This window comes from Serratia quinivorans (genome assembly GCF_052113645.1).
GTDB classification, from domain to species: Bacteria; Pseudomonadota; Gammaproteobacteria; order Enterobacterales; family Enterobacteriaceae; genus Serratia; species Serratia quinivorans_B.
This window is the reverse complement of sequence record NZ_JBIEIU010000002.1, coordinates 373,854-398,315: the sequence shown is the minus strand read 5'-3', so window position 1 is coordinate 398,315 and position 24,462 is coordinate 373,854. Positions and strand designations below refer to the sequence as shown.

General features: G+C 57.8%; 23 protein-coding genes. 7 read left to right on the top strand and 16 right to left on the bottom strand.

Annotated features, from left to right (window positions below; genetic code table 11):
• Positions 1 to 157: 157 nt before the first annotated feature.
• The 4 genes from ACGS9J_RS07275 to sdhC are packed head-to-tail and all read right to left on the bottom strand — an operon-like array spanning position 158 to position 3,389.
• On the bottom strand, positions 158 to 874 hold the full coding sequence (locus ACGS9J_RS07275) for a succinate dehydrogenase iron-sulfur subunit (RefSeq protein ID WP_442230299.1): 717 nt from the start codon (positions 872 to 874) through the stop codon (positions 158 to 160).
• Between the two features lie 16 nt (positions 875 to 890).
• Positions 891 to 2,657 (bottom strand): succinate dehydrogenase flavoprotein subunit, encoded by a 1,767-nt coding sequence (gene sdhA, locus ACGS9J_RS07270; protein WP_442230298.1) that lies wholly within the window; start codon positions 2,655 to 2,657, stop codon positions 891 to 893.
• 1 nt (position 2,658) lies between these two features.
• Positions 2,659 to 3,006 carry a succinate dehydrogenase membrane anchor subunit gene (gene sdhD, locus ACGS9J_RS07265; RefSeq protein ID WP_442230297.1) on the bottom strand — a complete coding sequence of 116 codons (348 nt, stop codon included), beginning with the start codon at positions 3,004 to 3,006 and terminating at the stop codon, positions 2,659 to 2,661.
• Positions 3,000 to 3,389, bottom strand: a complete 390-nt coding sequence (gene sdhC, locus ACGS9J_RS07260; RefSeq protein WP_442230296.1) for a succinate dehydrogenase cytochrome b556 subunit — start codon at positions 3,387 to 3,389, stop codon at positions 3,000 to 3,002. The genes sdhD and sdhC overlap by 7 nt, the downstream gene beginning before the upstream one ends.
• Positions 3,390 to 4,122: 733 nt before the next feature.
• On the opposite strand from sdhC, the gene ACGS9J_RS07255 reads away from it, so the two are divergent.
• Positions 4,123 to 5,415 (top strand): citrate synthase, encoded by a 1,293-nt coding sequence (locus tag ACGS9J_RS07255; RefSeq protein ID WP_442230295.1) that lies wholly within the window; start codon positions 4,123 to 4,125, stop codon positions 5,413 to 5,415.
• Positions 5,416 to 5,539: 124 nt separating this feature from the next.
• On the opposite strand, the gene nei is transcribed toward ACGS9J_RS07255, so the two are convergent.
• The 12 genes from nei to ACGS9J_RS07195 form a co-directional block, all read right to left on the bottom strand.
• A complete protein-coding gene (gene nei / locus ACGS9J_RS07250; RefSeq protein ID WP_442230294.1) occupies positions 5,540 to 6,331 on the bottom strand; it encodes an endonuclease VIII in 792 nt (263 codons plus the stop codon).
• A 54-nt stretch (positions 6,332 to 6,385) separates the two neighbouring features.
• Entirely contained in the window at positions 6,386 to 7,030 is a 645-nt protein-coding gene (pcp, locus tag ACGS9J_RS07245; protein ID WP_442230293.1) for a pyroglutamyl-peptidase I, read from the bottom strand.
• A gap of 9 nt (positions 7,031 to 7,039) precedes the next feature.
• Entirely contained in the window at positions 7,040 to 8,059 is a 1,020-nt protein-coding gene (locus ACGS9J_RS07240; RefSeq protein WP_442230292.1) for a DUF979 domain-containing protein, read from the bottom strand.
• Positions 8,056 to 8,787: a DUF969 domain-containing protein gene (locus ACGS9J_RS07235; protein WP_020825666.1), complete on the bottom strand. Its 732-nt coding sequence runs from the start codon at positions 8,785 to 8,787 to the stop codon at positions 8,056 to 8,058. The genes ACGS9J_RS07240 and ACGS9J_RS07235 overlap by 4 nt, the downstream gene beginning before the upstream one ends.
• Before the next feature lie 167 nt (positions 8,788 to 8,954).
• Positions 8,955 to 9,692 carry a 5-oxoprolinase subunit PxpA gene (gene pxpA / locus ACGS9J_RS07230; RefSeq protein WP_442230291.1) on the bottom strand — a complete coding sequence of 246 codons (738 nt, stop codon included), beginning with the start codon at positions 9,690 to 9,692 and terminating at the stop codon, positions 8,955 to 8,957.
• The gene (gene pxpC / locus ACGS9J_RS07225) at positions 9,682 to 10,614 is read right to left on the bottom strand and encodes a 5-oxoprolinase subunit PxpC (RefSeq protein ID WP_442230290.1); all 933 of its coding nucleotides are present in this window, start codon (positions 10,612 to 10,614) and stop codon (positions 9,682 to 9,684) included. The genes pxpA and pxpC overlap by 11 nt, the downstream gene beginning before the upstream one ends.
• Positions 10,608 to 11,264, bottom strand: coding sequence for a 5-oxoprolinase subunit PxpB (gene pxpB, locus ACGS9J_RS07220; protein WP_442230289.1), 657 nt, complete (start codon positions 11,262 to 11,264; stop codon positions 10,608 to 10,610). Before pxpB ends, pxpC begins: the two co-directional genes overlap by 7 nt.
• 211 nt (positions 11,265 to 11,475) lie before the next feature.
• Positions 11,476 to 12,219, bottom strand: a complete 744-nt coding sequence (locus ACGS9J_RS07215; protein ID WP_442230288.1) for a type 2 GTP cyclohydrolase I — start codon at positions 12,217 to 12,219, stop codon at positions 11,476 to 11,478.
• A gap of 17 nt (positions 12,220 to 12,236) precedes the next feature.
• Positions 12,237 to 13,217, bottom strand: coding sequence for an MBL fold metallo-hydrolase (locus ACGS9J_RS07210; protein WP_442230287.1), 981 nt, complete (start codon positions 13,215 to 13,217; stop codon positions 12,237 to 12,239).
• A gap of 22 nt (positions 13,218 to 13,239) precedes the next feature.
• Positions 13,240 to 14,670, bottom strand: coding sequence for a deoxyribodipyrimidine photo-lyase (phrB, locus tag ACGS9J_RS07205; RefSeq protein WP_442230286.1), 1,431 nt, complete (start codon positions 14,668 to 14,670; stop codon positions 13,240 to 13,242).
• 15 nt (positions 14,671 to 14,685) lie between these two features.
• On the bottom strand, positions 14,686 to 15,639 hold the full coding sequence (locus tag ACGS9J_RS07200) for a YbgA family protein (protein ID WP_442230285.1): 954 nt from the start codon (positions 15,637 to 15,639) through the stop codon (positions 14,686 to 14,688).
• Positions 15,640 to 15,783: 144 nt separating this feature from the next.
• Positions 15,784 to 15,990, bottom strand: coding sequence for a YbfA family protein (locus ACGS9J_RS07195; RefSeq protein WP_020825658.1), 207 nt, complete (start codon positions 15,988 to 15,990; stop codon positions 15,784 to 15,786).
• Positions 15,991 to 16,436: 446 nt separating this feature from the next.
• On the opposite strand from ACGS9J_RS07195, the gene ACGS9J_RS07190 reads away from it, so the two are divergent.
• The 6 genes from ACGS9J_RS07190 (at position 16,437) to kdpE (ending at position 24,438) form a co-directional block, all read left to right on the top strand.
• Positions 16,437 to 16,526, top strand: coding sequence for a K(+)-transporting ATPase subunit F (locus tag ACGS9J_RS07190; RefSeq protein ID WP_004949718.1), 90 nt, complete (start codon positions 16,437 to 16,439; stop codon positions 16,524 to 16,526).
• Positions 16,526 to 18,214 carry a potassium-transporting ATPase subunit KdpA gene (gene kdpA, locus ACGS9J_RS07185; protein ID WP_442230284.1) on the top strand — a complete coding sequence of 563 codons (1,689 nt, stop codon included), beginning with the start codon at positions 16,526 to 16,528 and terminating at the stop codon, positions 18,212 to 18,214. The genes ACGS9J_RS07190 and kdpA overlap by 1 nt, the downstream gene beginning before the upstream one ends.
• An 85-nt stretch (positions 18,215 to 18,299) precedes the next feature.
• Positions 18,300 to 20,369, top strand: coding sequence for a potassium-transporting ATPase subunit KdpB (gene kdpB, locus ACGS9J_RS07180; RefSeq protein ID WP_442230283.1), 2,070 nt, complete (start codon positions 18,300 to 18,302; stop codon positions 20,367 to 20,369).
• A 19-nt stretch (positions 20,370 to 20,388) separates the two neighbouring features.
• Positions 20,389 to 20,976, top strand: a complete 588-nt coding sequence (kdpC, locus tag ACGS9J_RS07175) for a potassium-transporting ATPase subunit KdpC (RefSeq protein WP_442230282.1) — start codon at positions 20,389 to 20,391, stop codon at positions 20,974 to 20,976.
• Positions 20,977 to 21,036: 60 nt separating this feature from the next.
• A complete protein-coding gene (kdpD, locus tag ACGS9J_RS07170; RefSeq protein ID WP_442230316.1) occupies positions 21,037 to 23,730 on the top strand; it encodes a two-component system sensor histidine kinase KdpD in 2,694 nt (897 codons plus the stop codon).
• An 18-nt stretch (positions 23,731 to 23,748) separates the two neighbouring features.
• Entirely contained in the window at positions 23,749 to 24,438 is a 690-nt protein-coding gene (gene kdpE, locus ACGS9J_RS07165) for a two-component system response regulator KdpE (protein ID WP_442230281.1), read from the top strand.
• The last annotated feature ends 24 nt before the right edge of the window (positions 24,439 to 24,462 follow it).

Sequence of the window (24,462 nt, the reverse complement as noted above, 5' to 3'; positions counted from 1 at the left end):
GTACGTTCTGCTATGGACCTTGCGGTCCCTTACAAGGAACCTCTAAAAACCGGCGGGCGAACCAGGCTGCATAGTACCGCAGCCACGGGTCAGTTTTTAGAGGCTCCCTCCTTTGTGATGGGCGCCGGAAACTGCCCGGCGCAGCATCTCATTCCACTTATGCGCCGCGTTGCAGCAGCATAGACTTGATATGACCGATCGCACGCGTCGGGTTCAAGCCTTTAGGGCATACACTGACACAATTCATAATGCTATGGCAGCGGAAAACACTGAAAGCGTCGTCCAGATCGTCCAAACGTTCTTCAGTTTCCGTGTCGCGGCTGTCAATCAGGAAGCGGTATGCCGCCAACAGGCCAGCCGGGCCGATAAATTTGTCAGGGTTCCACCAGAACGATGGGCAAGACGTCGAGCAACAAGCGCACAAAATGCACTCATACAGCCCATCCAGCTTGGCGCGTTGCTCCGGCAATTGCAGGTGTTCACGCGCCGGCGGGTTCTTGCCGTCGTTTTGCAGGTAAGGTTTGATCTTTTCATACTGGGTGTAGAACTGACCCATATCAACCACCAGATCGCGCACCACCGGCAAGCCCGGCAACGGACGGATCACAATCTTGTTGTTGCCTTTGCGCAGCGACGAGATCGGTGTGATACAGGCCAGGCCGTTTTTGCCGTTCATGTTGATCCCATCGGAACCACACACGCCTTCACGGCAAGAACGACGGAACGACAGGCTCGGATCTTTTTCTTTCAGCAAGATCAAAGCATCCAGCAACATCATGTCGCGACCTTCTTCCGCTTCCAGGCTGTAGTCCTGCATATGCGGAGCGTCGTCAACATCCGGATTGTAGCGATAAATTGAAAATTCGAGTTTCATCAATCGATCTCCGCAATTAGTAAGAACGCACTTTCGGCGGGAATGCCGGGCGCAGCTTCGGTTGCATGTTCACTTCACGACGCGTCATGCTTTCCGATTGCGGCTGATACAGCGAGTGACACAGCCAGTTGGCATCATCACGTTCCGGGAAGTCGAAGCGGCTGTGTGCGCCACGGCTTTCGGTACGGAAGTTGGCCGACACGGCGGTGGAAAACGCGGTCTCCATCAGGTTATCCAACTCCAGGCATTCAATGCGCTGGGTGTTGAATTCGCTGGAGGTATCATCCAGACGTGCGTTCTTCAAACGTTCACGGATCACTTTCAGCTCTTCCAGCCCTTTGGCCATCGCGTCACCTTCACGGAATACCGAGAAGTTGTGCTGCATGCAGGCCTGGAGCGCCTTGCGGATTTCAACCGGATCTTCACCGGAACGGGTGTTGTTCCAGCGGTTCAGACGATCCAGTGAGGCCTCGACATCAGAATCGCTGGCATCACGGCTTTCGCCCTGCTCTACCAGAGACTCATGCAGATGCATGCCGGCGGCACGACCGAATACCACCAGGTCCAGCAACGAGTTGCCGCCCAGACGGTTGGCTCCGTGCACCGAGACGCAGGCAATTTCGCCCACGGCGAACAGGCCCGGGATCACAACGTCTTCGCCTTTCTCGTTCACGGTCAACGCCTGGCCGGTCACTTTGGTCGGAATACCGCCCATCATGTAGTGGCAGGTTGGGATAACCGGGATCGGCTCTTTCACCGGGTCGACGTGCGCGAAAGTGCGCGACAGTTCCAGAATGCCCGGCAGACGGGATTCCAGCACCTCTTTACCCAGGTGATCCAGCTTCAGCTTGACGTGTGGGCCCCATGGACCGTCACAGCCGCGGCCTTCGCGGATTTCAATCATGATCGAACGGGCGACGACATCACGGCCCGCCAGGTCTTTAGCGTTCGGCGCATAGCGCTCCATGAAACGCTCGCCGTGTTTGTTCAGCAGGTAACCGCCTTCACCACGGCAACCTTCGGTCACCAATACCCCGGCGCCGGCGATGCCGGTCGGGTGGAACTGCCACATTTCCATGTCCTGCACCGGCACGCCGGCACGCAGTGCCATGCCGACACCGTCACCGGTGTTGATGTGGGCGTTGGTGGTGGACTGATAAATGCGGCCTGCACCGCCGGTCGCCAGCACGGTGGCTTTGGCTTTGAAGTAAACCACTTCACCGGTTTCAATGCAGATAGCCGTGGTGCCGACCACGGCGCCATCCTGGTTTTTCACCAGATCCAGCGCATACCACTCGGAGAAGATAGTGGTGTGGTTTTTCAAATTCTGTTGATACAGGGTGTGCAACAGCGCGTGACCGGTACGGTCGGCTGCCGCCGCGGTGCGTGCCGCCTGCTCGCCACCGAAGTTCAGTGACTGGCCGCCGAACGGGCGCTGATAGATGCGGCCTTCTTCCGTACGGGAGAACGGCAACCCCATATGCTCCAGCTCCAGAACCGCTTCCGGGCCGGTTTTACACATATATTCAATGGCGTCCTGGTCACCGATATAATCGGAACCTTTCACCGTGTCATACATATGCCATTCCCAGTTATCTTCGTGGTTGTTACCCAGCGCTACGGTGATGCCACCCTGCGCAGATACGGTATGGGAACGAGTCGGGAATACTTTTGACAGCAAGGCGCAACTAGAGCCTGCTTGAGAAATTTGCAGTGCCGCGCGCATACCTGCGCCGCCTGCACCGATAACTACAGCATCAAACTCTCTGATCGGCAGTTTCATGTTACGCACCCCACACTACGATTGTTCCGTACAGTAAATAGACCAGCAACACGACAACAATCGCCAGTTGCAACACCAGACGTACCGCCAAGGGTTTGACGTAATCCGTCAACACCTGCCACAAACCGATCCAGGCGTGAACCAGAATCGACAGCAGCGTCAGCAGCGTGAACACTTTCGTAATAGAGGTGGCGAAGAAGCCGCGCCAGATTTCGTAGGTGAGATCCGGAGCCGTGACGAAGAAGCCCAGGATATACAGAACATACAGGGTGATGACGATAGCGGAAGCACGCAGTAACAACCAGTCGTGTACGCCGTTGCGTCCTAATGCAGAAACATTGTTTACCATACGAGGACTCCAGCCAGAACTGACAGCACGACGGTCAGACCGATCGCCACCTGGGCGGAACGGGTACCGGCGGCTAAACTCTCTTCGATATAGCCAAAATCCATTAACAAGTGGCGAATACCACCGCAAATGTGATAGGCCAGCGCCGTGAGGATGCCCCAGAATATGAATTTGACAATGAAGCTATTCATGATGGCGGCAGCCTGCATGAACCCCTCTTGGGAAGAGAGAGACAGGCCCAGCAGCCAGAGGAGGATACCTACGGCAACGAAGGTAATTACGCCAGAGACTCGGTGTAAGATGGACGCTATCGCAGTTACGGGAAACCGGATCGTTTGCAGATCCAGGTTGACAGGTCTTTGTTTTTTCACGTTTTTGCCCACACAGCTCTTATTATTTTCCTTCCTCCGGCCTGGGCGGGGATCAGACAGCGTTAAGAGCCAAAACCCTCACACGTCACGCGCTCAAACAACAACATCCTCTGTGCTTAAACGGCGCGTAGTTATAACGCTGGGTGCTCCTACTTCAGGGTATCCCGGAGACCTGGCGGCAGTATAGGAGGATCACATTCTGATTACAATTCCCATACAATCCCTTTGGTAACATTTCCCCCGAACAGTGATTTAGATCACGATTTTCACAATTGGCACAAAATTAATTATCTGATTTGACAAGAGATCAACAATTCCATTACATATAGGGGCACAAACGGCCCTATGATGCGCTATAGGTCAGCAGATACACTTCCCCCTGTGTTCAAGTTATGCAACAGTGTATTTGGCAGAACCTATCCCAATGGCGGTTTTTGCCGAGCATGTTTGCAGCAGATCGCCGCAGATAAAACAAAATAAGGCATATAAAACAGTTTATTGGGATAGGTTCAACCACCCCCGAACACGTCATAGGCAAGATTAACAGAACATAACGAATTCCGATGAATCGTTAACAACTGGTCACCCGCCTCGTTCGTCTGGTTAGCACTCTGTACCCTACCCGCGCATTTGCGCAGTCGCTCACAGAGTTAGCGTCCGCACCATTTTTTGCGGGCAACCTGCGGTGAATTAAGGTATTTCAGTTGTTAGAGGTTTTTAAAATAAGGCGCTAAGGAGACAGTAAATGACTGATAAGAAAGCGACGCTAACCATTAATGATGGTGAAGCTCCAATCGAACTGGGCGTATTATCCCCGACACTGGGTCCCGATGTCCTCGATGTTCGCGCCCTGGGCTCCAAAGGTTATTTCACGTTCGATCCCGGCTTTACCTCTACCGCTTCCTGCGAATCCAAAATCACCTTTATCGACGGTGACAAAGGCGTGCTGCTGCACCGCGGTTTCCCGATTGAACAGCTGGCGAAAGAGTCTTCTTACCTGGAAGTGTGCTACATCCTGCTGTACGGCGAGACCCCGACTGCAGAAGAGTTTGAGACCTTCAAAACGACCGTAACCCGCCACACCATGATCCACGACCAGATCACCCATCTGTTCCGTGGCTTCCGTCGCGACTCACACCCAATGGCGGTGCTGTGCGGCGTGACCGGCGCTCTGGCGGCGTTCTACCACGATGCATTGGACGTCAACAACGAGCGTCACCGCGAAATCACCGCGTTCCGCCTGCTGTCCAAAATGCCGACCGTGGCGGCCATGTGTTACAAATATTCGCTGGGCCAGCCGTTCGTTTACCCACGTAACGATCTGTCCTACGCCGGTAACTTCCTGCACATGATGTTCTCCACCCCGTGTGAAGAATACGTGGTGAACCCAGTGCTGGAACGCGCAATGGATCGCATCCTGATCCTGCACGCAGACCACGAGCAGAACGCTTCTACCTCTACCGTACGTACCGCAGGCTCTTCAGGCGCTAACCCGTTTGCCTGTATCGCGGCCGGTATCGCTTCACTGTGGGGGCCGGCACACGGCGGTGCCAACGAAGCCGCGTTGAAAATGCTGGAAGAGATCAAGACCGTTGAGCACATCCCTGAGTTTATCAAACGCGCCAAGGACAAGAACGACTCCTTCCGTCTGATGGGCTTTGGTCACCGCGTGTACAAGAACTATGACCCGCGTGCCACCGTGATGCGTGAAACCTGTCACGAAGTGCTGAAAGAGCTGAACAAGAAGGACGATAACCTGTTGGAAGTGGCGATGGAGCTGGAACACATCGCGCTGAACGACCCGTACTTCATCGAGAAGAAACTGTATCCGAACGTCGACTTCTACTCAGGCATCATTCTGAAGGCGATGGGGATCCCTTCTTCCATGTTCACCGTGATCTTCGCCATCGCCCGTACTATCGGCTGGATTGCGCACTGGAACGAAATGCACGACGAAGGCATCAAAATTGCCCGTCCGCGTCAGTTGTACACCGGCTATACCGAACGCGATTTCAAATCCCAACTGAAAAACCAATAACGCCGCTTTACTCTACATAAAGCAGCAAAATGCCGCCCCGATGGGCGGCATTTTTTTTGCTATCTCCCCCCGTATCTCCCTCTCCTTTGGGAGAGGGTCGGGGTGAGGGGAAACATTGAATAACCTATTTCTGGCAACCCGGGCACCAATAAAAGGGCCTCGAAGACAGCGTGGTGCGTTCGATCATCGTACCGCAGCGCTCGCAGGGTTCACCGCTGCGGTGGAACACCTTGAAACTGAACAACGCGCCGTGATGGCGGTTCTCATCCACCTGCCCTCGCGTCTGGTAAGACAGCCGCGGCACCGCCAGCAAGGCCTCCGCCAGCCGTTGCAAAGCCTCCGGTGACAGATCCTGCGGCTTATGCTGCGGTGCCAGTTCGGCCTGCCAGAGAATTTCGGCGCGCAGGTAATTACCCAGCCCGGCGAGAAACGCCTGATCGAGCAACATGCCGCCCAGTTGCCGACGGCGAAACGCCGGCGACAGCAGTCGCTGTTCCACCGCCTTCTCCGTCAGCGTCATATCCAACACGTCGGGGCCGATGCGCTTTAAGAACGGATGTTGTTCAATCTCCTCACGCGGTCCGACGGTAATCTCCGAGGCGCTGTACAGCAAAATCGCCCGTTCCGCCGTTTCCAGCCGCACGCGCAGATCCCGCTTGGTTTCCGGCGTCTCTCCCGCTTTCACCACTTTCCACACGCCATACAATTGGTTATGGCTGTACAAAGTCAGCCCATTGGAAAAGTGAGTCAGCAGCGCCTTGCCGCGCGGTTCTATCGCAATAATCCGCTCGCCGATTAACCGGTCGCGGTAGTGCTTGAGTTGGGGAAAGGCAAAATCGACGTCGGTCAACGGCTGGTCGATCACCGCCGCTGCCAGTGCATCTGTCGCCCGGCGAATTTCCGGTCCTTCCGGCATAGTGTGGCTCCTGAATACCCTGGCGCAGCAATCCGCGCCAGGGTAAAACGGCGATTAATGCGTCGCGCCGCCAACGACTTTCAGATCGTGTTCAACCTGCAGCGCAATGGAAACAGCCAGTTCCAGCGCGAACAGTACCGTGCTTGCCGCCATGCTGGGTGCGCCAGGGTGTGCGGCAGCCTGTTCCGGCAGATAAGGGATATGAATAAACCCGCCCTTGATGGCCTGCTGATCGCTTAAGCGGTGCAACAGACCGTACATTACGTGGTTGCAAACGTAGGTGCCGGCCGTTTGCGATACCGAAGCAGGAATGCCCGCCTCACGCATCGCGCCAACCATCGCCTTGATCGGCAAGGTGCTGAAATAAGCCGTAGGCCCGTTTTCAACGATAGGTTCGTCGATCGGCTGCTGGCCCTGATTATCCGGAATACGCGCATCGTCGATGTTGATCGCTACCCGTTCCAGGGTAATGTCGGTGCGCCCACCCGCCTGACCGATAGCCAACACCATCGCCGGTTGCACCTCATCAATCGCCGCATTGAGCGCTTCCAGTGCCGCGCCGAATACGCAAGGCAGTTGGCGCGCAATAATACGCGCGCCGGACAGCTCCATATCATTGAGTTGCTTTACCACTTCCCACGAAGGATTAACGCGCTCGCCGCCAAAGGGCTCAAAGCCCGTGATCAATACCTTTTGCATGCGTTCTCCTTAAAGGAACATCAGGAAATAAAGCAGGAACACGTTCACCAACAGCAGCAGCACCCCGGTCGGTACCTGCGCCTTGATCACCGCATTCTTGTCCGGCAATTCCAGCAACGCCGCCGGGACAATATTAAAGTTAGCAGCCATTGGAGTCATCAGCGTGCCGCAATAGCCGGAAAACATGCCGATGGCCGCCATCACCGCCGGGTTACCCCCGTGTTGCAGCACCAGGATCGGAATGCCGATACCGGCAGTGACGATAGGGAAAGCGGCAAAGGCGTTACCCATCACCATGGTCAACAGCGCCATGCCGATGGCGTAAACCGCCACCGCGATAAAGCGGTTATCGACCGCCAGGTATTCCTGGGTCAGATGGGAAATGGCGGTGCCGACGCCCGCAGCGGTAAACAGCAGGCCCAGCGTGGCGAGGATTTGCGGCAAAATAAACGCCCAACCGATGGAGTCCAGCAGGCGACGCGCTTCCTGAATCGGCTGCAACGCCTTTTCATGGGTCATTTTCACCGCGATCACCAGGCCCAGCAAACACCCGACGGTCATTGAGAACAGGGTAATCAAGGTGGCGTGGTTGCCGCTGCCGAAGACTGCGGTTTGCAGCGCCGGAATATTGTTGAACAACAGCACGCCAATCACCGTCACCACCGGGATGGCCAGCGCCGGAATAAACAGCCGGTTACCCAGGCGTTTCGCGCTCTCTTCACGCTGCTGTGGGGTACGTTGATGATAGCTCCCCAGACGCACGCCGCCAAAACCGGCGATCAACGCCATGATGACCACCACTACGCCGACGATGATATGCAGCATGCGTTTCTCATTGCTGCCCTCACCCAGTACATCGCCCAGCAGGCTGTAGGTCCAGTCGCCAACCAGGAACACCACGCCGTACAGCGCCCAGAACAGGCCGGTGGTGACACGCCGTGGATTGGCGCGATCGCGGAACGACATCACTGCCACAATCAGCAGCACCACGCCGGCCAGCCAGTAGAGATATTGTTGTTGGAAATTCATTGAGCATCTCCTTTGGCCTGCAGCGCCGCCTGGTTCAACTGGGACAATTCAGCACTGAGCTGTTTATCCATCCGGTAAAGCCGGAAAGCGTGGATCAGGAAGGCAAAGATCGCGGTCGGAATGCCCCATAAGGCGATATGCAGCGGCTCGGTTTGGATACCGCCGGACTCCAGCATAAAGTTGTGCATGAAGATGATCGCACCGAAGGCCACAAAAATATCTTCGCCAAAGAACAACCCGACGTTATCCGTAGCGGCAGACATGGCACGCAGACGGTGACGTGTACGCTCCGGCAACTCACCGTAACGGTTTTCCGCGGCCCCTTCAGCCATGGGTGCCAACAGCGGACGCACCATTTGCGGATGCCCGCCCAGACTGGTCAGCCCCATGGCGGCGGTAATTTCGCGCACAAACAGATAGACGATCAGCAAACGCCCAGCGGTAGCACTTTTGATTTTGGCGATCCACGCCTGAGCACGTTCTTTCAGCCCGTGACGTTCCAGCAAACCAATCACCGCCAGCGGCAGCAGCAAGATCAGCGGCAAGTTACGGGTATTGAGGAAGCCCTCCCCCAGTTTTTCCAGGATCACGTCCAGCGGCATCAGCGCGGCCAGCCCGGTGATAATGCCGGCGACAATCACCACCAGCACGGGGTTAAAGCGTAAAACGAACCCAACCACGATGGCGGCAATGCCAATCAGTGGCCATAAATTAACGACCTGTTCCATAATGTCCCCTTTTTCCCCTTCGTCTTTCAAGCCACAGCGTGGTTAGCTGCATGCGCAAACGCCCGTCACTGACTTAAGCAAGCGTCTGGAAATCCCCCCTTACCGGCTGGCTGTGACTCGAAATCCATTGGGTAATCTTGTGTTGTGTGTTGTGTATTTAATTATTTTTATTCTGCGCTGACGCTGATGCCTTCCACGGCAAAACGTTCGCGCAGCGTGCGCGCATATTCCAGCGCATGTTCACCGTCCCCATGCAGGCAGACGGTTTCGGCCTGAACGGCGGCCCAGGTGCCGTCCAGGGTACGAACCCGATGGTGACGCACCATTTCCAGCGTTTGCGCCAGTGCCAGTTCGTCGCTGGTAATCAAGGCTCCTGACTGACCACGCGGTACCAGCGTGCCGTCGGCCTGATAACCGCGATCGGCAAAAACTTCCTGCCGCGTTGCCAGCCCCTGTTTTTCTCCGGCACGGATCAGCTCGCTGCCCGCCAGCCCCACCAGCCGCAACGCCGGGTCGACCGCTTTAACCGCCCGGGCAATGGCTTCCGCCAACGCCGGCTCCACCGCAGCCTGGTTGTACAGCATGCCGTGCGGTTTCACGTGCACCATCACCCCGCCCTCAGCACGGGCGATCGCCGCCAATGCACCCAGTTGATACACCACTTGTGCATACACCGTTTCCGGCGGCAATTGCATGCGGGTACGACCAAAGTTCTCGCGGTCGGGAAAACTCGGGTGCGCGCCAATCGCCACGCCATACTGCAACGCCCAACGCACCGACTGACGCATGGTTTGTGCATCTCCGGCATGAAAACCGCAGGCAATGTTGGCCGAACTGACCAACTGCAGCAGTGCCTGATCGTTGGCGCAACCCTCGCCAAGATCGGCATTCAAATCAACGTTCATCTAACCCCCAGGCAATCTGTTGGATAAAGTGCTCCTGTTCGGCCTTGGCGCGCTGCGCCTGAGCCAAGGTGCAGGGAACAAAGTGAATGGCCTCTCCCAGACGGATCTGCGCCAAATGGTATAGATCGGCTTCGATCACGCAGGCAATACGTGGGTAACCCCCGGTGGTTTGCGCATCGGCCATCAGCACGATCGGCTGGCCGTTATGCGGCACCTGTACCACCCCCGGCAGCAGACCATGCGACAGCATTTCACGCTCGGTGGTGCGGCTCAACGCATGGCTGCCGTGCAAACGGTAACCCATGCGGTTGCTCTGTGGACTCAGTTGCCAGGCGGTACGCCAGAAAGACTCTTGTGCCTCTTCGCTGAATTCATCATATTCCGGCCCCGGCATTGCGCGGATACGGTTGTTGAACAGCAGTTGTTTCACGCCGGTGCTGCGCTGCGGCAACGCACGGCCCTGACCCAACGGCAGGCTATCGCCATCTCGCAGGTTGCGTCCTTCCAGCCCGCCAAAAGCGGCTTTGTTGTCAGTGCTGCGTGAACCGAGCATTTCCGGTACGGTAATACCCCCGGCTATCGCCAGATAACTGCGCATGCCGCGTTTTGGCATGTTCAGAATGAGTTGCTGGCCCGCATTAACCGGATAACGCCAGCCGGTCCACAGCGGCTTGCCGTCCAACTGCGCATCGCAACCGGCGCCGGTCAGCGCGATCCAGCCTGGCCGGGTAAATTCGGCGCTAAATTGCCCAAGGGTGATTTCCAGCCCGGCAGCATTAGCATCGTTACCCACCAACAGGTTGGCGATCCTCAGTGCAGGTTCGTCGAGCGCACCGCCCTGGCTGACACCCAGACGGCGGAAACCGTTACGGCCCAAATCCTGCACCGTAGTGTAAATACCCGCCCGCAGGATCTTCAGCATACGCCCTCCTTCTGCGGTACAAACCGCACGTTATCGCCAGGACGCAGCAAGGTTGGCGGCATTTCATACGGATTAAACAGCGCCAGTGGCGTGCGGCCAATCAACTGCCAGCCGCCAGGGGTGACCAGCGGATAAATGCCGGTCTGGCTGCCGCCAATGCCAACGGAGCCTGCCGCCACCGACAGACGCGGTTCGGCACGACGCGGCGTTGCCAATTTTTCCGGCATGCCGCCCATGTAGGAGAATCCAGGCTGAAAGCCGAGAAAATAGACCACGTAGTCCGCGGCGGAATGACACTCCACCACCTGCTGCGGCGTCATGCCGGTGTGACGCGCCACCTCATCCAGATCGGGCCCATCCTGACCGCCATAGATCACCGGAATATCCACCTGACGCGATTCCGGCACCAGGATCTCCTTGCTGTCCCATCCCTGTTGCAACAGGGCCAGCATCATTTCGGCATCGGCCTGCGGCGTCTTCAGCAACAGCGTAAGATTGTTCATGCCCGGTACCACTTCACGCACATCGGGATGGTGGTTCAGTTTTTCGGCCAGCGCCCAGATCCGCTGCTGACTTGGCAGCGTCACCGGTGGCGACAGTTCAAGCACTACCGCTCTTTCACCTAATAAGTAACATCGTGCTCGTTGCACCCTTTTCCCCTTATTCCCGTCGCCTTTCAAGCTGTAGCCAGACAGCCAGCTACAGCTTGAAAGACGACAGGGTATTTTATTATTTTCAAAACCTATCTGTTATGCGCGACCGCGCTCCGGCTGTCAATAGAACAACCTTTGATAAAATAAGGGATTAGGCTATTAAAAAGATCCCGCCAGGGGATGAGCCGGGCGGGATCCTGAGGGGAAATCAGGCGGGGTTCGGGATATCGATAAAGGTCACATCAAAGCCATGCTGTTGGGCCAGCCATTCGCCGAGCGCCTTGACGCCACCGCGCTCGGTGGCATGGTGACCGGCGGCAAAAAAGTGAATACCCATTTCACGTGCGCTGTGAATGGTTTGCTCAGACACTTCGCCGGTAATGAAAGCATCGACACCAAAACGCGCAGCGCTGTCGATAAAGCCCTGACCACCACCGGTACACCAGGCCACACGGCGGATATGCGCTGGGGCATTATCGCCACAGTGCAGCACGGCACGCCCCAGGCGGCTCTCGATACGCTGCTGCAGTTCAGCACCGGTCAACGGCTGCTCGAACTCACCGTGCGGCACCAACGGTTCCACTTCACCAATCACCCGGATGCCCAACTGATGCGCCAATTGCGCGTTGTTGCCCAGCACCGGATGCGCGTCCAGCGGCAGGTGATAAGCGTACAGATTGATATCATTGCTCAGCAGCGTTTTCAGCCGGTTACGCTTCATCCCCCGCACCGAGGGCGCTTCGTTTTTCCAGAAATAGCCGTGATGCACCACAACAGCGTCCGCCTGATGCGCCACGGCCGCGTCCAGCAGCGCCTGACAGGCCGTCACGCCGGTAACGATACGCTGCACGTGTGGGCGCCCTTCTACCTGCAGGCCATTCGGGCCGTAATCCTGAAACGCGGCGGTGTTCAGTTCAGTGTTGATCAACTTTTCCAGATCGAGGTTACGCATAAAATTCTCTCTTCAATTCAAAATGTCTGCCGGTCGCCCTGTTCCATCAGGATAAATTTCACCCCCAGGTCGTTGCCCTGGTCCAACTGCTGCTTAATGGTCGCCCGTACGTCCTCACCCTGCTTCAGGCTGGGCTTGATATGGCTGATGACCACCGGAAAATCCTTCAGCGAGCTTTCGCCGCCGCTGTACTGAGTCAAATTTTTCAACTCCTTCAACAGCCACGCCGGCGTCAGATGCCCATAAAGCTGTTTATCTTCCACCTCATTGGGATAGGAGCTTTCGATGATCATCCCCTTCAGTTTTTTCTGCTCGATTAACGGCCCCAACACACGCCAGGCGCTATCCAGATTACGCGATTGCTCAAGCGCATCCGGCCCGGTGTCGCCGAAATAGGCGAAGGAACCGCTGCGATCGGAGACCAGTAACATCGAAGAAGGGTAACGATCATGGCTGAGCGGATACATCACGCCACTCAAACCGGTCACGCCCAGGGTCACACGCTGCTGCGGCCGTACCGTTTGCAACCGGTAAGTCCCCAACCGCGATCCGTTGCCGGAATCGGTGAAATTGGGCCAGGCCTTCCAGTTAAAGTAATGATTGCGCAGGGTCAAAATGGTATCGGCCTGGGCATAGATATTCTTCTTGCTGTCTTCCGGCGAACCGATAATCAACCCGGCCACGTGGTCCAGATGGCCATGACTGATAAAGTAAGCGCCGATCAACTGGCGGAACACATAACCTTGCGGGGTATAAGGCGCCGCCAGCTCAGGGGTGACCTGCGGGAAACTGCCCTTCTCCAGCCCTTTGGCGATGCCCGGCAACAGAGAACCGGCATCCAGCGCCAGGTACTGCGGCTGATTGTCGCTGCGGATCAGATAAGAGGTCAGATTGCCGTCGCTGACACCGCCGTCCACGCCCAGCGCCACCACGTCAAAACCGGCCAGCGCCAGGGCTGAATAGCCGCTCAGGCACAGGGCCAGCACCTTTTTCATCATTATTTCGCTCCTTGCTGTTGCCTTAATATTCCCCGCGCTTCGCCGCCTCAAAAGCCGCCAGCGTTGCCGGCCGCGCCTGTTTATGGTCGACAATCGGCAGCGGATAATCCAGCACGCGCTGCTGTTGCTCTGCCCAGCGATGGGGTTGATGGATAGCATTGTCAGGTACATCCGCCAGCTCGGGCAACCATTTACGGATAAAAGTGCCTTGCGGATCAAAACGTTCGCCCTGGGTCGTCGGGTTAAAGATGCGGAAGTACGGCGCGGCGTCGGTACCGGTGGAGGCCGCCCACTGCCAGCCGCCGTTATTGGCCGCCAGATCACCGTCCAACAGTTGGGACATGAAATAACGTTCGCCTTGGCGCCAGTCGATCAACAAATCTTTCACCAGAAAGCTGGCGCTGATCATGCGCAATCGGTTGTGCATCCAGCCGGTTTGATTCAACTGGCGCATGGCCGCATCGACAATCGGGTAACCGGTTGCGCCCTGCTGCCAGGCCTGCAGTAGCTCGCGGTCATCCCGCCAGCGTACCCTATCCGTCCACTCGATAAAGGGACGGTGCTTGCATAACGCGGGATAGGCCACCAGCAAATGCCGATAAAACTCGCGCCAGATCAGTTCATTCAGCCAGCCAAAGGCACCGCTGTCGCTGTTTTCCAGCACCTGAGGACATTCGGCACGCAGGCGGTTGAAGCACTGGCGCGGCGACAACGCCCCTATAGCCAAATAGGGCGACAGGCCGCTGGTCCCGACAATCGCCGGCAAATCGCGCTGCTCAAGGTAGTCTTGCACCTGCTCACGACAAAAGGTACGTAACCGCTGCAAGGCCGCCTCTTCCCCGGCAGGAAAATCCCCGGTCGACTCTGCCGGCGGATAATCGAACGCCTCGGGCGCGGCGGGCATGGGCAACGCACCACCAGCCCGCGCTTTGGGCGCCGGTAGAGAACGGATGTCGGATTCGGTCAGACGTTGGATAAAAGCTTTACGAAACGGCGTATAGACTTTGTACATATCACCGCCGCCGGTTTGTACGCTCCCCGGCGGCAACAGCAGGCTGTCGTCAAAACTCTGGCAAATCACCTGCCCGGATAAACGCTGTTCCAACTGTTGGTCACGCCGACGTTCGTTGACTTCGTACTGGCGATTGTAAAACAGCCTGTCCACCCGCTCCTGCGCGCAGTACGCAGTCAGCCAGTCAACTGACGCAGCAAAATCATCGCACTGGTGGTAGCTGAGCGGAATACCGCGTTCGGCAAGGGCCTGTTGCACCTCCAGCAAACCTGCATGGATAAACGCCGCCTGGCGCGGAGCCATCTGGTGCCGCCGCCATTGTTGCGGCGTGGCGATAAATACCGCCAGCACGCGAGCCTCAGGATCGCTGCAGGCGGCGTACAGCGCTTTATTGTCGGTAATACGCAGATCGTTACGCAACCAGACCAGATGCGTGGTCATAAGACTCCTTGTCAATCAGTGGCCATAACGCAGGCGCAGCGCCTCGGGATAGGGCTCGAAATAGCGTTGGTCGGCCAGATAACGATCGGGGTATTCGGCCATGTAATGTTTGAGCAGGGTTATCGGTGCCAACAACGGTTGTACGCCCTGCCGATAACGATCGATCAACTGCGCCAGTTCCTGGCGCTGCGCGGAGCTCAGATGATTGCGAAAATAGCCCTGCACATGCATCAACACGTTGGTGTGGTTACGACGGGTAGCCTTGTGCGCCAGCAGTTTCATCAGGCGACTGCGGTATTCAAGGGTGAAGGCTTCCAGCGAATCCCATTTATCGATGCCCGCCACAAAACGCCCAAGCTCCCGGTATTCCTGCTGCGAATGCGCCAACAGCGACAGCTTATAGCGACTGTGAAAGGCGATCAGTCCGCCACGGCTCAGGCCTTTACGCCACAGCATATTCAGTTCGTACAACGCATAAACACGTTCGACAAAGTTTTCCCGCAGCGTTGCGTCGTTCAGCCGCCCGTCCTCCTCCACCGGCAGCCAGGGCATTTGCCGCAGCAGCTCGGCGGTGAACAATCCGACGCCACTTTTACGCGCGCCGCTACCGTTCTCATCATACAGACGGACCCGCTCCATGCCGCAGCTTGGCGAGTTGGCGCAAACAATGTAACCACACAGGTGCTGCAAAGCAGCGATTCGCTGCTCGGAAAACTGCTGCATCCGCTCGGTTACGTCAATGCTATCGTCATTGCTGTGGCGCAATGCCACGTGATGTGGTTTTTTGATCAACTGCAGCGCCGGGCGTGGGGTCGGTAAACCGATGGCCATTTCCGGGCAAATCGGCTCAAACCGCACAAAAGGAGCCAGTTGTTCTACCGCAAAGGCCAGGCGTTTATGGCCGCCGTCAAAACGCACCGTCTCGCCAAGCAGGCAGGCGCTGATACCGACCGGAATTTTGTCACTCATTGATAGGCTCCCGCAGCGTTGGATCTGACTAAAAGTGTAGAAGAATTCGCGCTATGACACGAACGTTATCGACACCATGCCCGAACCGCAGCTATAAAAAAACCCTCGCTAAAAAGCGAGGGTTTTAGGGGACGGCTACGGCGATCAGTAGAAATCGCAGGACGCCAGTTCCGCCTGTTGCAGCCAGACCGGCTTATCGCTGGTTTTTGACCAGACGCGGTGCAAATAGCTGTAAAAACGGGCACGGTCGCTGCGGAACAGCATTACCGGTAAAGCCAACACACCTGCCAGGATCACTGCGCTGCGGCGCAGGAGAATCCGATGCAATGAATAAGCGTGATAAGTAGACATGCGAACCTCCTCAAAAACGCCCGGCCGTTAATTTGTCTTGGAAACAGCGCTGGCGTAAACAATAGAAACAAGACCATTTGGTAACTGGACAAAATTTTAGCGCATCGGATGAAAGTTTACTACTCATCCGACCACTGGATCGCACAAAAAATATCAAAAAAAACCGCCATTCCGTAATTTTGTTACAGCAAGGTTAATAATTAACTAACCATTGGTTACATTGTGGTTATTTACAGCCTGTTTACGCTAACCCCATTCCTCGCGATGCCAAAACCGCGGCTGAAACGCGACACCCACTCGCCAAACCGACGCTAAAAGGCCGTTTTCCGCTGTAAATTCAGCCATTTTTATACTTTTTTTACACCGGTCAACGCTATTTTTTCATCTTCTTTCTACCGCCCTCCCTACACTCGCCCTATCAAAAACTACACCTCTGGAGGTGTCCCGTGAGTATCAGCGTTATTGGTGGTGCGCTGTTGGTTCTGCTGCTGTTGGGCTATCTGGTTTATGCCCTGTTCAATGCGGAGGATTTCTGATGGCAGCTTCAGCCTTTTTATTGATTGCCAGCTTCCTGCTGGTGCTTCTGCTATTGGCCCGGCCGTTGGGCGGTTTCCTGGCACGCCTGATCGAAGGTGAGCCGCTGCCGGCGCTGCGTCGGCTGGAAGCCGGCGTTTGGCGCTGTTGCGGCACGTCCCCCGCCGAGATGAACTGGTGGCAATACGCACTGGCGATCCTATGGTTTAACCTGCTCGGCCTGGCGCTGCTGTTCGCGTTACTGATGGCGCAAGGTTCACTGCCGCTCAACCCGCAGGGCTTCCCCGGCTTGTCCTGGGATCTGGCATTCAATACCGCCGTCAGCTTTGTCACCAACACCAACTGGCAAGCCTACAGCGGTGAAAGCACCCTTAGCTATCTCAGCCAGATGGCCGGGCTGGCGGTGCAGAACTTCTTGTCCGCCGCAACCGGTATCGCCGTGGCCTTTGCGCTGATCCGCGCCTTCACCCGTCGGTCAAGCGCCACTATAGGCAACGCCTGGATCGACATGTTCCGCGTGACGCTGTATGTGCTGCTGCCGATTTCGCTGCTGATCGCTTTGTTCTTTGTCAGCCAAGGCACGTTGCAAAACTTCCTGCCTTACCTGCATATCAGCACGCTGGAAGGCGCGCAGCAGACGCTGCCGATGGGGCCGGTGGCTTCTCAGGAAGCGATCAAGATGCTCGGCACCAACGGCGGTGGGTTCTTCGGTGTCAACTCGGCTCACCCGTTCGAAAACCCGACCGTGCTGACCAACTTTGTGCAAATGCTGGCGATCTTCCTGATCCCTTGCGCGTTGTGTTTTGCCTTCGGCCAAACGGCCGGCGAGAACCGTCAGGGGCACGCGCTGATCTGGGCAATGGCGCTGATCTTCGTCGTCGCCGTGGTGGTGGTGATGTTCGCCGAGCTGGCGGGCAACCCGCATCTGAGCGAGTTGGGTAGCGCCAGCAACATCAATATGGAAGGCAAGGAATCGCGCTTTGGCATTCTCGCCACCAGCCTGTTCTCGGTGGTGACCACCGCGGCCTCCTGTGGTGCGGTCAATGCGATGCATGACTCCTTCACCGCGCTGGGTGGCATGGTGCCGATGTGGCTGATGCAGATTGGCGAGGTGGTGTTCGGCGGCGTGGGTTCCGGTCTGTACGGCATGCTGCTGTTTGTGCTGCTGACGGTGTTTATCGCCGGGCTGATGATTGGGCGCACACCGGAATACCTGGGTAAAAAGATCGACGTCTACGACATGAAAATGACCGCGCTGGCGATCCTGGTCACACCGACGCTGGTGCTGTTGGGCACCGCGCTGGCTATCGCCACCGACGTCGGCCGTGCAGGCATCCTGAATCCGGGCGCGCACGGCTTTAGCGAAGTGCTGTATGCGCTGTCTTCCGCCGCCAACAACAACGGCAGCGCCTTTGCCGGTTTGAGCGTCAATACGCCGTTCTACAACCTGCTGCTGGCTTTTGCCATGTTCGTCGGTCGCTTCGGGGTGATCTTGCCGGTGCTGGCCATTGCCGGTTCGCTGTGTGCGAAGAAACGTCAGCCTGCGGGCAACGGTACTCTGCCAACCTACGGGCCGCTGTTTATCGGCCTGCTGATCGGCACCGTGCTGCTGGTAGGCGCGTTGACCTTCGTACCGGCGCTGGCGCTGGGACCGGTGGCCGAACATTTGCAACTTTGGCTGGCCAAATAACAGGCGCATTCCCGCCGCCTTTCGAGCCGCGGCCAGGCGGCCAGCTCGAAATCCATAGGGAATGAAAAAAGAGAGAGATTAAGAGATGACTCGCAAACAACGTGCGCTGTTTGAACCGGCACTGGTCCGTACCGCGCTGATCGACGCGCTGAAAAAGCTGGATCCGCGCACCCAGTGGCGTAACCCGGTGATGTTCGTGGTGTATATCGGCAGCATCCTGACTACGGCCATCTGGCTGGCGATCCTCACCAGGCAGACGGACGGCAGTGCGGCCTTTACCGGTAGCATCGCCCTGTGGCTGTGGTTCACCGTGCTGTTCGCCAACTTTGCCGAAGCGCTGGCCGAAGGGCGCAGCAAAGCCCAGGCGGAAAGCCTGAGAGGCACCAAGAAAACCAGTTGGGCGAAGAAGCTGGCCGGGCCGCGCCGCGATGGTGCCACCGAGAAAGTGTCCGCCGAGAGCCTGCGCAAGGGTGACATCGTACTGGTGGAAGCCAGCGATACCATCCCCTGCGACGGCGAAGTGCTGGAAGGTGGCGCGTCAGTGGATGAAAGCGCCATTACCGGTGAATCCGCACCGGTGATCCGCGAATCCGGCGGTGACTTCTCGTCGGTGACCGGCGGCACCCGCGTGCTGTCTGACTGGCTGGTGGTGCAGTGTAGCGTTAACCCAGGTGAAACCTTCCTCGACAGGATGATCGCCATGGTGGAAGGCGCCAAACGGCGTAAAACCCCGAACGAGGTGGCGCTGACTATTCTGCTGGTCGCGCTGACCATCGTGTTCGTGCTGGCGACCGCGACACTGTTTCCGTTCTCGCAGTACAGCGTCGACGCCGCCAACGGCGGTTCGGTGGTCACCATCACCGTACTGGTAGCGCTGTTGGTCTGCCTGATCCCTACCACCATCGGTGGACTGTTGTCCGCCATTGGCGTGGCCGGGATGAGCCGAATGCTGGGGGCCAACGTGATCGCCACCAGCGGTCGTGCGGTGGAAGCCGCCGGTGACGTTGACGTGCTGCTGCTGGACAAAACCGGCACCATCACGCTGGGCAACCGCCAGGCCTCCGAGTTTTTGCCTGCACCGGGAGTGAAGGAACAAGACCTGGCCGACGCGGCCCAGCTTTCATCACTGGCGGATGAAACGCCGGAAGGTCGCAGCATCGTGGTGCTGGCGAAGCAACGTTTCAACCTGCGCGAACGTGACCTGCAGGCGTTGAACGCCACCTTCGTGCCCTTCTCTGCTCAAACGCGCATGAGTGGCGTCAACGTGCAGGACCGCATGATCCGTAAAGGGGCGGTGGACGCCATCCGCCGCCACGTGGAGTCCAATCAGGGCCACTTCCCGCAGGCGGTGGACGATCTGGTGGCCAGCGTAGCGCGTACCGGCGGCACGCCGCTGGTGGTAGCCGAAGGTCCACGCGTATTGGGCGTGGTGGCGCTGAAGGACATCGTCAAGGGCGGCATCAAAGAGCGTTTCGCCGAGCTGCGTAAAATGGGCATCAAAACGGTGATGATCACCGGTGATAACCCACTGACCGCCGCGGCGATCGCCGCCGAAGCAGGGGTGGATGATTTCCTGTCGGAAGCTACGCCGGAAGCCAAACTGGCATTAATTCGCCAATATCAGGCGGAGGGCCGTCTGGTGGCGATGACCGGTGACGGCACCAACGACGCCCCCGCGCTGGCTCAGGCCGATGTAGCGGTGGCGATGAACTCGGGCACTCAGGCCGCCAAAGAAGCGGGCAACATGGTCGATTTGGACTCTAACCCGACCAAGCTGATTGAAGTGGTGCACATCGGCAAACAGATGCTGATGACGCGCGGTTCGCTGACCACCTTCAGTATCGCCAACGACGTGGCCAAGTATTTCGCCATTATCCCGGCGGCGTTCGCGGCGACCTATCCGCAATTGAACGCGTTGAACGTGATGCACTTGCACTCCCCCGCCTCCGCCATTATGTCGGCGGTGATCTTCAACGCTCTGGTGATCGTGTTCCTGATCCCGCTGGCATTGAAAGGGGTGAGTTATAAACCGATGAGCGCCGCGGCGCTGCTGCGACGCAACCTGTGGCTCTACGGTGTGGGCGGTCTGTTGGTGCCCTTTGTCGGCATCAAGCTGATCGACCTGATCCTGGTCGCCCTGCACATCGCCGGTTAATCATTGAGAGGAAATGAAAATGTCTTATTTACGTCCTTCGTTGGTAATGTTGATCCTGCTGACGTTGATTACCGGCATCGCTTATCCGTTGCTGACTACCGGGCTCTCGCAGTTGCTGTTTTCCGGCGCGGCCAACGGTTCGCTGCTGTATCAGGGCGATAAGGTGATCGGCTCCGCGTTAATCGGCCAAAACTTTACCCAACCCGAGTATTTCTGGGGCCGCCCTTCTGCCACCGGCGATTCGGCCTATAATGCGATGGCGTCTGCCGGCAGCAACCTGGCCGCCACTAACCCGGCGTTGGATAAAGCCATCGCCGAGCGTGCGGCGCAATTGCGCCAGGCCAACCCGGCGATGAAAGGCCCGATCCCGGTCGATCTGCTGACAGCCTCGGGCAGCGGGTTGGATCCGCAGATTTCCCTCGCGGCGGCGCAATATCAACTGGCCCGGGTTGCGGCGGCGCGCCAACTGCCGCCGGAGCAAATCGCCAAGCTGATTGATCAAAGCACCGATCAGGCCACACCCAACTTTATGGGCGAATCGGTGGTGAACGTGCGGAAATGGAATCTGGCGCTCGACGCGGGGAAAGAATGCTCGTGTGTTTGTTAAAGGATGAGGAGTGGGTTCGGCATGCAGAACCCTCTGTACATTGCTGCAAAAGGAACGCCCATGGTGGATGAGGAACAACAGCGCCCCGACCCTGACAGCCTGCTGGCGCTGGCCAATGAAAAACCCCGCGGCCGGTTGAAGGTTTTCTTCGGCGCCTGTGCCGGGGTCGGCAAAACCTACGCCATGCTGCAGGAAGCGCAGCGGCTGCGCGGCCAGGGGCTGGACGTGCTGGTCGGCGTGGTAGAAACCCATGGCCGCAGCGAAACCGCGGCGCTGCTGAATGGGCTGGATCTGCTGGCACAAAAGCGCATCCAGCATCGCGGCCGACTGGTGCAGGAGTTTGACCTCGACGCCGCGCTGGCGCGTCATCCCGCCCTGATCCTGATGGACGAACTGGCACACAGCAACGCCTACGGTTCACGCCATCCGAAGCGCTGGCAGGATGTGGAAGAGCTGTTGGACGCCGGTATCGACGTGCTGACCACCGTTAACGTACAGCATCTGGAAAGCCTGAACGATATCGTCGGTGGCGTGACCGGGGTGCGGGTGCGCGAAACGGTACCCGATCACGTGTTCGATGAAGCCACCGAGGTGGTATTGGTCGACCTGCCGCCTGACGATCTGCGCCAGCGGTTGAATGAAGGCAAAGTGTATATCCCCGGCCAGGCCGAGCGTGCCATCGAGCATTTTTTCCGCAAGGGTAATCTGATCGCCCTGCGCGAACTGGCGCTGCGTCGCACCGCCGACCGGGTCGATGACCAAATGCGTGCCTTCCGCGATACCCAGGGCCGCGAACGCGTATGGCATACCCGTGACAGCATTTTGCTGTGCGTCGGCCACAGCAGCGGCAATGAAAAACTGGTGCGTATCGCCGCGCGGCTGGCGGCACGATTGGGCTGCCACTGGCACGCGGTGTATGTCGAAACCCCGAAGCTGCACCGCTTGCCGGAGAATCAACGTCGGGCGATCCTGCGGGCGCTACGTCTGGCGCAGGAGTTGGGGGCAGAAACCGCCACCCTGTCTGAACCCTATGAAGAACGAGCGGTGCTGCGTTACGCCCGTGAGCACAACCTGGGAAAAATCATTATCGGCCGCCGTAGCGAACAACGCTGGAAACTGCGCGGCAGCTTTGCCGATCGCCTCGGCCGACTGGGGCCGGATCTCGATCTGGTGATCGTCGCGCTGGAAAACGACACCCCAGCCCCGCAGGGGAAAGAGCATGATGGCCGTAACTTTACCGAAAAGTGGCGCATGCAATTACGCGGCTGTGCCGTAGCCGTCGCATTGTGCGCTCTGATCACCCTGCTCTCTCAATGGTTGCTGCCGGGCTTTGACCAGGCCAACCTGGTGATGGTGTATCTGCTCGGCGTGGCGATCGTCGCGCTGTTCTTCGGCCGCTGGCCCTCGGTGCTGGCGGCGGTGATTAACGTCGCCAGTTTCGACCTGTTTTTCGTCCAGCCGGAATGGTCGTTTGCCGTCAGCGATATGCAGTATCTGCTGACCTTCGGCGTGATGCTGATCGTCGGCATCACCATCGGTAACCTGACCGCCGGGGTGCGTTATCAGGCGCGAGTCGCCCGTTATCGCGAGCAAAGGGCCCGCCACCTGTATGAGATTTCCCGCGGGTTGAGCCAGGCGCTGACCACCGAAGACATCGCCAAAACCAGCCGCCATTTCCTCTCCAGCAGCTTCCAGGCGAAAACCGTGCTGCTACTGCCGCAGGAAGACGGCAAGCTGCAGCAAATGGTCGGCGAAACGGGCGGGTTGCTATCAGTGGATGAGGCCATCGCACGCTGGAGTTTTGACAAGGGCATGCCGGCGGGCGCCGGTACCGACACCTTACCTGGCGTCCCCTATCAACTGCTGCCGTTAACCACGTCGAAGCAAACTTTCGGCCTGCTAGCCATCGAACCCAGCAACCTGCGCCAACTGATGGTGCCGGAACAACAGCGGCTGCTGCAGACCTTTGCGGTACTGATCGCCAGCGCGCTGGAACGGTTGCACCTGGCGCGCAGTGCCGAGGAAGCCAAGCTGGACGCCGAGCGGGAGCAACTGCGCAACTCGCTGCTGGCCGCGCTGTCCCACGATTTGCGCACGCCGCTGACCGTGCTGTTTGGTCAGGCGGAAATTCTGACGCTCGATCTGGCGGCGGAAGGCTCCAACCACGCCCCACAAGCCAGCCAGATCCGTCAACAGGTGCTGAGCACCACCCGGTTGGTGAACAACCTGCTGGATATGGCGCGCATTCAATCCGGTGGCTTTAACCTGCGTAAAGAGTGGCAGTCGCTGGAAGAGATCGTCGGTGCATCGCTACACATGCTGGAACCGTTGATGACCCAACATCAGATTAAGGTTGAGCTGCCGCCGGAGCTGGTATTGGTCAACTGCGACGGCAGTCTGTTGGAGCGAGTTTTCACTAACCTGTTGGAAAATGCCAATAAATACGCCGGTATCGATGCTACTATCGGCATTCGCGCCCATACTCTGCCCGAATGGCTGGAAGTCGAGGTCTGGGACGATGGCCCGGGCATTCCCGAAGGAAAAAAGCAGCTTATTTTCGATAAGTTTTCCCGCGGCAATAAAGAGTCGGCCATTCCCGGCGTCGGTTTGGGGTTAGCGATTTGTCGTGCCATTATTGAAGTGCACGGCGGCCGTATCTGGGCGGAAAATGGCGCCAACGGCGGAGCCAGCTTCCGCTTTGTGCTACCGCTGGAAAAACCGCCGGAAATAGACAGTGAAGCCTTTGATCTCTAATCAACCCCTGGGAGTCTTGTGAGCAGCACGCCAACCAACATTCTGATTGTCGAAGATGAAAAAGAGATCCGGCGTTTCGTCCGCACCGCCCTCGAAAGTGAAGGTCTGCGGGTATTTGAAAGTGAAACGCTGCAACGCGGGTTGATTGAAGCCGGCACGCGTAAACCGGATCTGATTATTCTCGATTTAGGGTTACCGGACGGTGACGGGCTTAACTATATCCGCGATTTGCGCCAGTGGAGCGCCATTCCGGTGATTGTGCTGTCGGCGCGTAACGCCGAAGAAGACAAAATTGCCGCGCTGGATGCCGGGGCGGACGACTATCTCAGCAAGCCGTTTGGCATCGGCGAACTGTTGGCTCGGGTACGGGTCGCCTTGCGCCGCCATTCCAGTAGCCTGCAGGAAAGCCCGTTGGTCAGCTTTTCCGAAATCACCGTTGACTTGATCAACCGCCGGGTACTGCGCAAAGGGGAAGATCTGCACCTGACGCCGATAGAGTTTCGACTGCTGGCCGAACTGCTGGCCAACTCCGGCAAGGTGATCACCCAGCGCCAGTTATTAAGCCACGTCTGGGGGCCGAACTACGTCGAACACAGCCACTATCTGCGAATTTATATGGGGCATCTGCGGCAAAAGCTGGAAGCCGATCCGGCCCGGCCAAAACACTTGCTGACCGAAACCGGCGTCGGTTACCGCTTTATGCCTTGAGGTTAACGGGCGCAGCCTGCGGTT

Excerpts from the sequence above, each read along its gene's own strand:
- ACGS9J_RS07215 (WP_442230288.1), bottom strand. The coding sequence starts at position 12,219 with ATGCGTAACCTCGATCTGGAAAAGTTGATCAACACTGAACTGAACACC.
- ACGS9J_RS07210 (WP_442230287.1), bottom strand. The coding sequence starts at position 13,217 with ATGATGAAAAAGGTGCTGGCCCTGTGCCTGAGCGGCTATTCAGCCCTG.
- ACGS9J_RS07195 (WP_020825658.1), bottom strand. The coding sequence starts at position 15,990 with ATGTCTACTTATCACGCTTATTCATTGCATCGGATTCTCCTGCGCCGC.
- nei (WP_442230294.1), bottom strand. The coding sequence starts at position 6,331 with ATGCCGGAAGGACCGGAAATTCGCCGGGCGACAGATGCACTGGCAGCG.
- kdpB (WP_442230283.1), top strand. The coding sequence starts at position 18,300 with ATGACTCGCAAACAACGTGCGCTGTTTGAACCGGCACTGGTCCGTACC.
- kdpD (WP_442230316.1), top strand. The coding sequence starts at position 21,037 with ATGGTGGATGAGGAACAACAGCGCCCCGACCCTGACAGCCTGCTGGCG.
- pxpA (WP_442230291.1), bottom strand. The coding sequence starts at position 9,692 with ATGAACGTTGATTTGAATGCCGATCTTGGCGAGGGTTGCGCCAACGAT.
- pxpC (WP_442230290.1), bottom strand. The coding sequence starts at position 10,614 with ATGCTGAAGATCCTGCGGGCGGGTATTTACACTACGGTGCAGGATTTG.
- sdhA (WP_442230298.1), bottom strand. The coding sequence starts at position 2,657 with ATGAAACTGCCGATCAGAGAGTTTGATGCTGTAGTTATCGGTGCAGGC.
- kdpA (WP_442230284.1), top strand. The coding sequence starts at position 16,526 with ATGGCAGCTTCAGCCTTTTTATTGATTGCCAGCTTCCTGCTGGTGCTT.
- phrB (WP_442230286.1), bottom strand. The coding sequence starts at position 14,670 with ATGACCACGCATCTGGTCTGGTTGCGTAACGATCTGCGTATTACCGAC.
- sdhD (WP_442230297.1), bottom strand. The coding sequence starts at position 3,006 with ATGGTAAACAATGTTTCTGCATTAGGACGCAACGGCGTACACGACTGG.
- kdpC (WP_442230282.1), top strand. The coding sequence starts at position 20,389 with ATGTCTTATTTACGTCCTTCGTTGGTAATGTTGATCCTGCTGACGTTG.
- ACGS9J_RS07255 (WP_442230295.1), top strand. The coding sequence starts at position 4,123 with ATGACTGATAAGAAAGCGACGCTAACCATTAATGATGGTGAAGCTCCA.
- pcp (WP_442230293.1), bottom strand. The coding sequence starts at position 7,030 with ATGCAAAAGGTATTGATCACGGGCTTTGAGCCCTTTGGCGGCGAGCGC.
- ACGS9J_RS07200 (WP_442230285.1), bottom strand. The coding sequence starts at position 15,639 with ATGAGTGACAAAATTCCGGTCGGTATCAGCGCCTGCCTGCTTGGCGAG.
- ACGS9J_RS07275 (WP_442230299.1), bottom strand. The coding sequence starts at position 874 with ATGAAACTCGAATTTTCAATTTATCGCTACAATCCGGATGTTGACGAC.
- ACGS9J_RS07240 (WP_442230292.1), bottom strand. The coding sequence starts at position 8,059 with ATGAATTTCCAACAACAATATCTCTACTGGCTGGCCGGCGTGGTGCTG.
- ACGS9J_RS07235 (WP_020825666.1), bottom strand. The coding sequence starts at position 8,787 with ATGGAACAGGTCGTTAATTTATGGCCACTGATTGGCATTGCCGCCATC.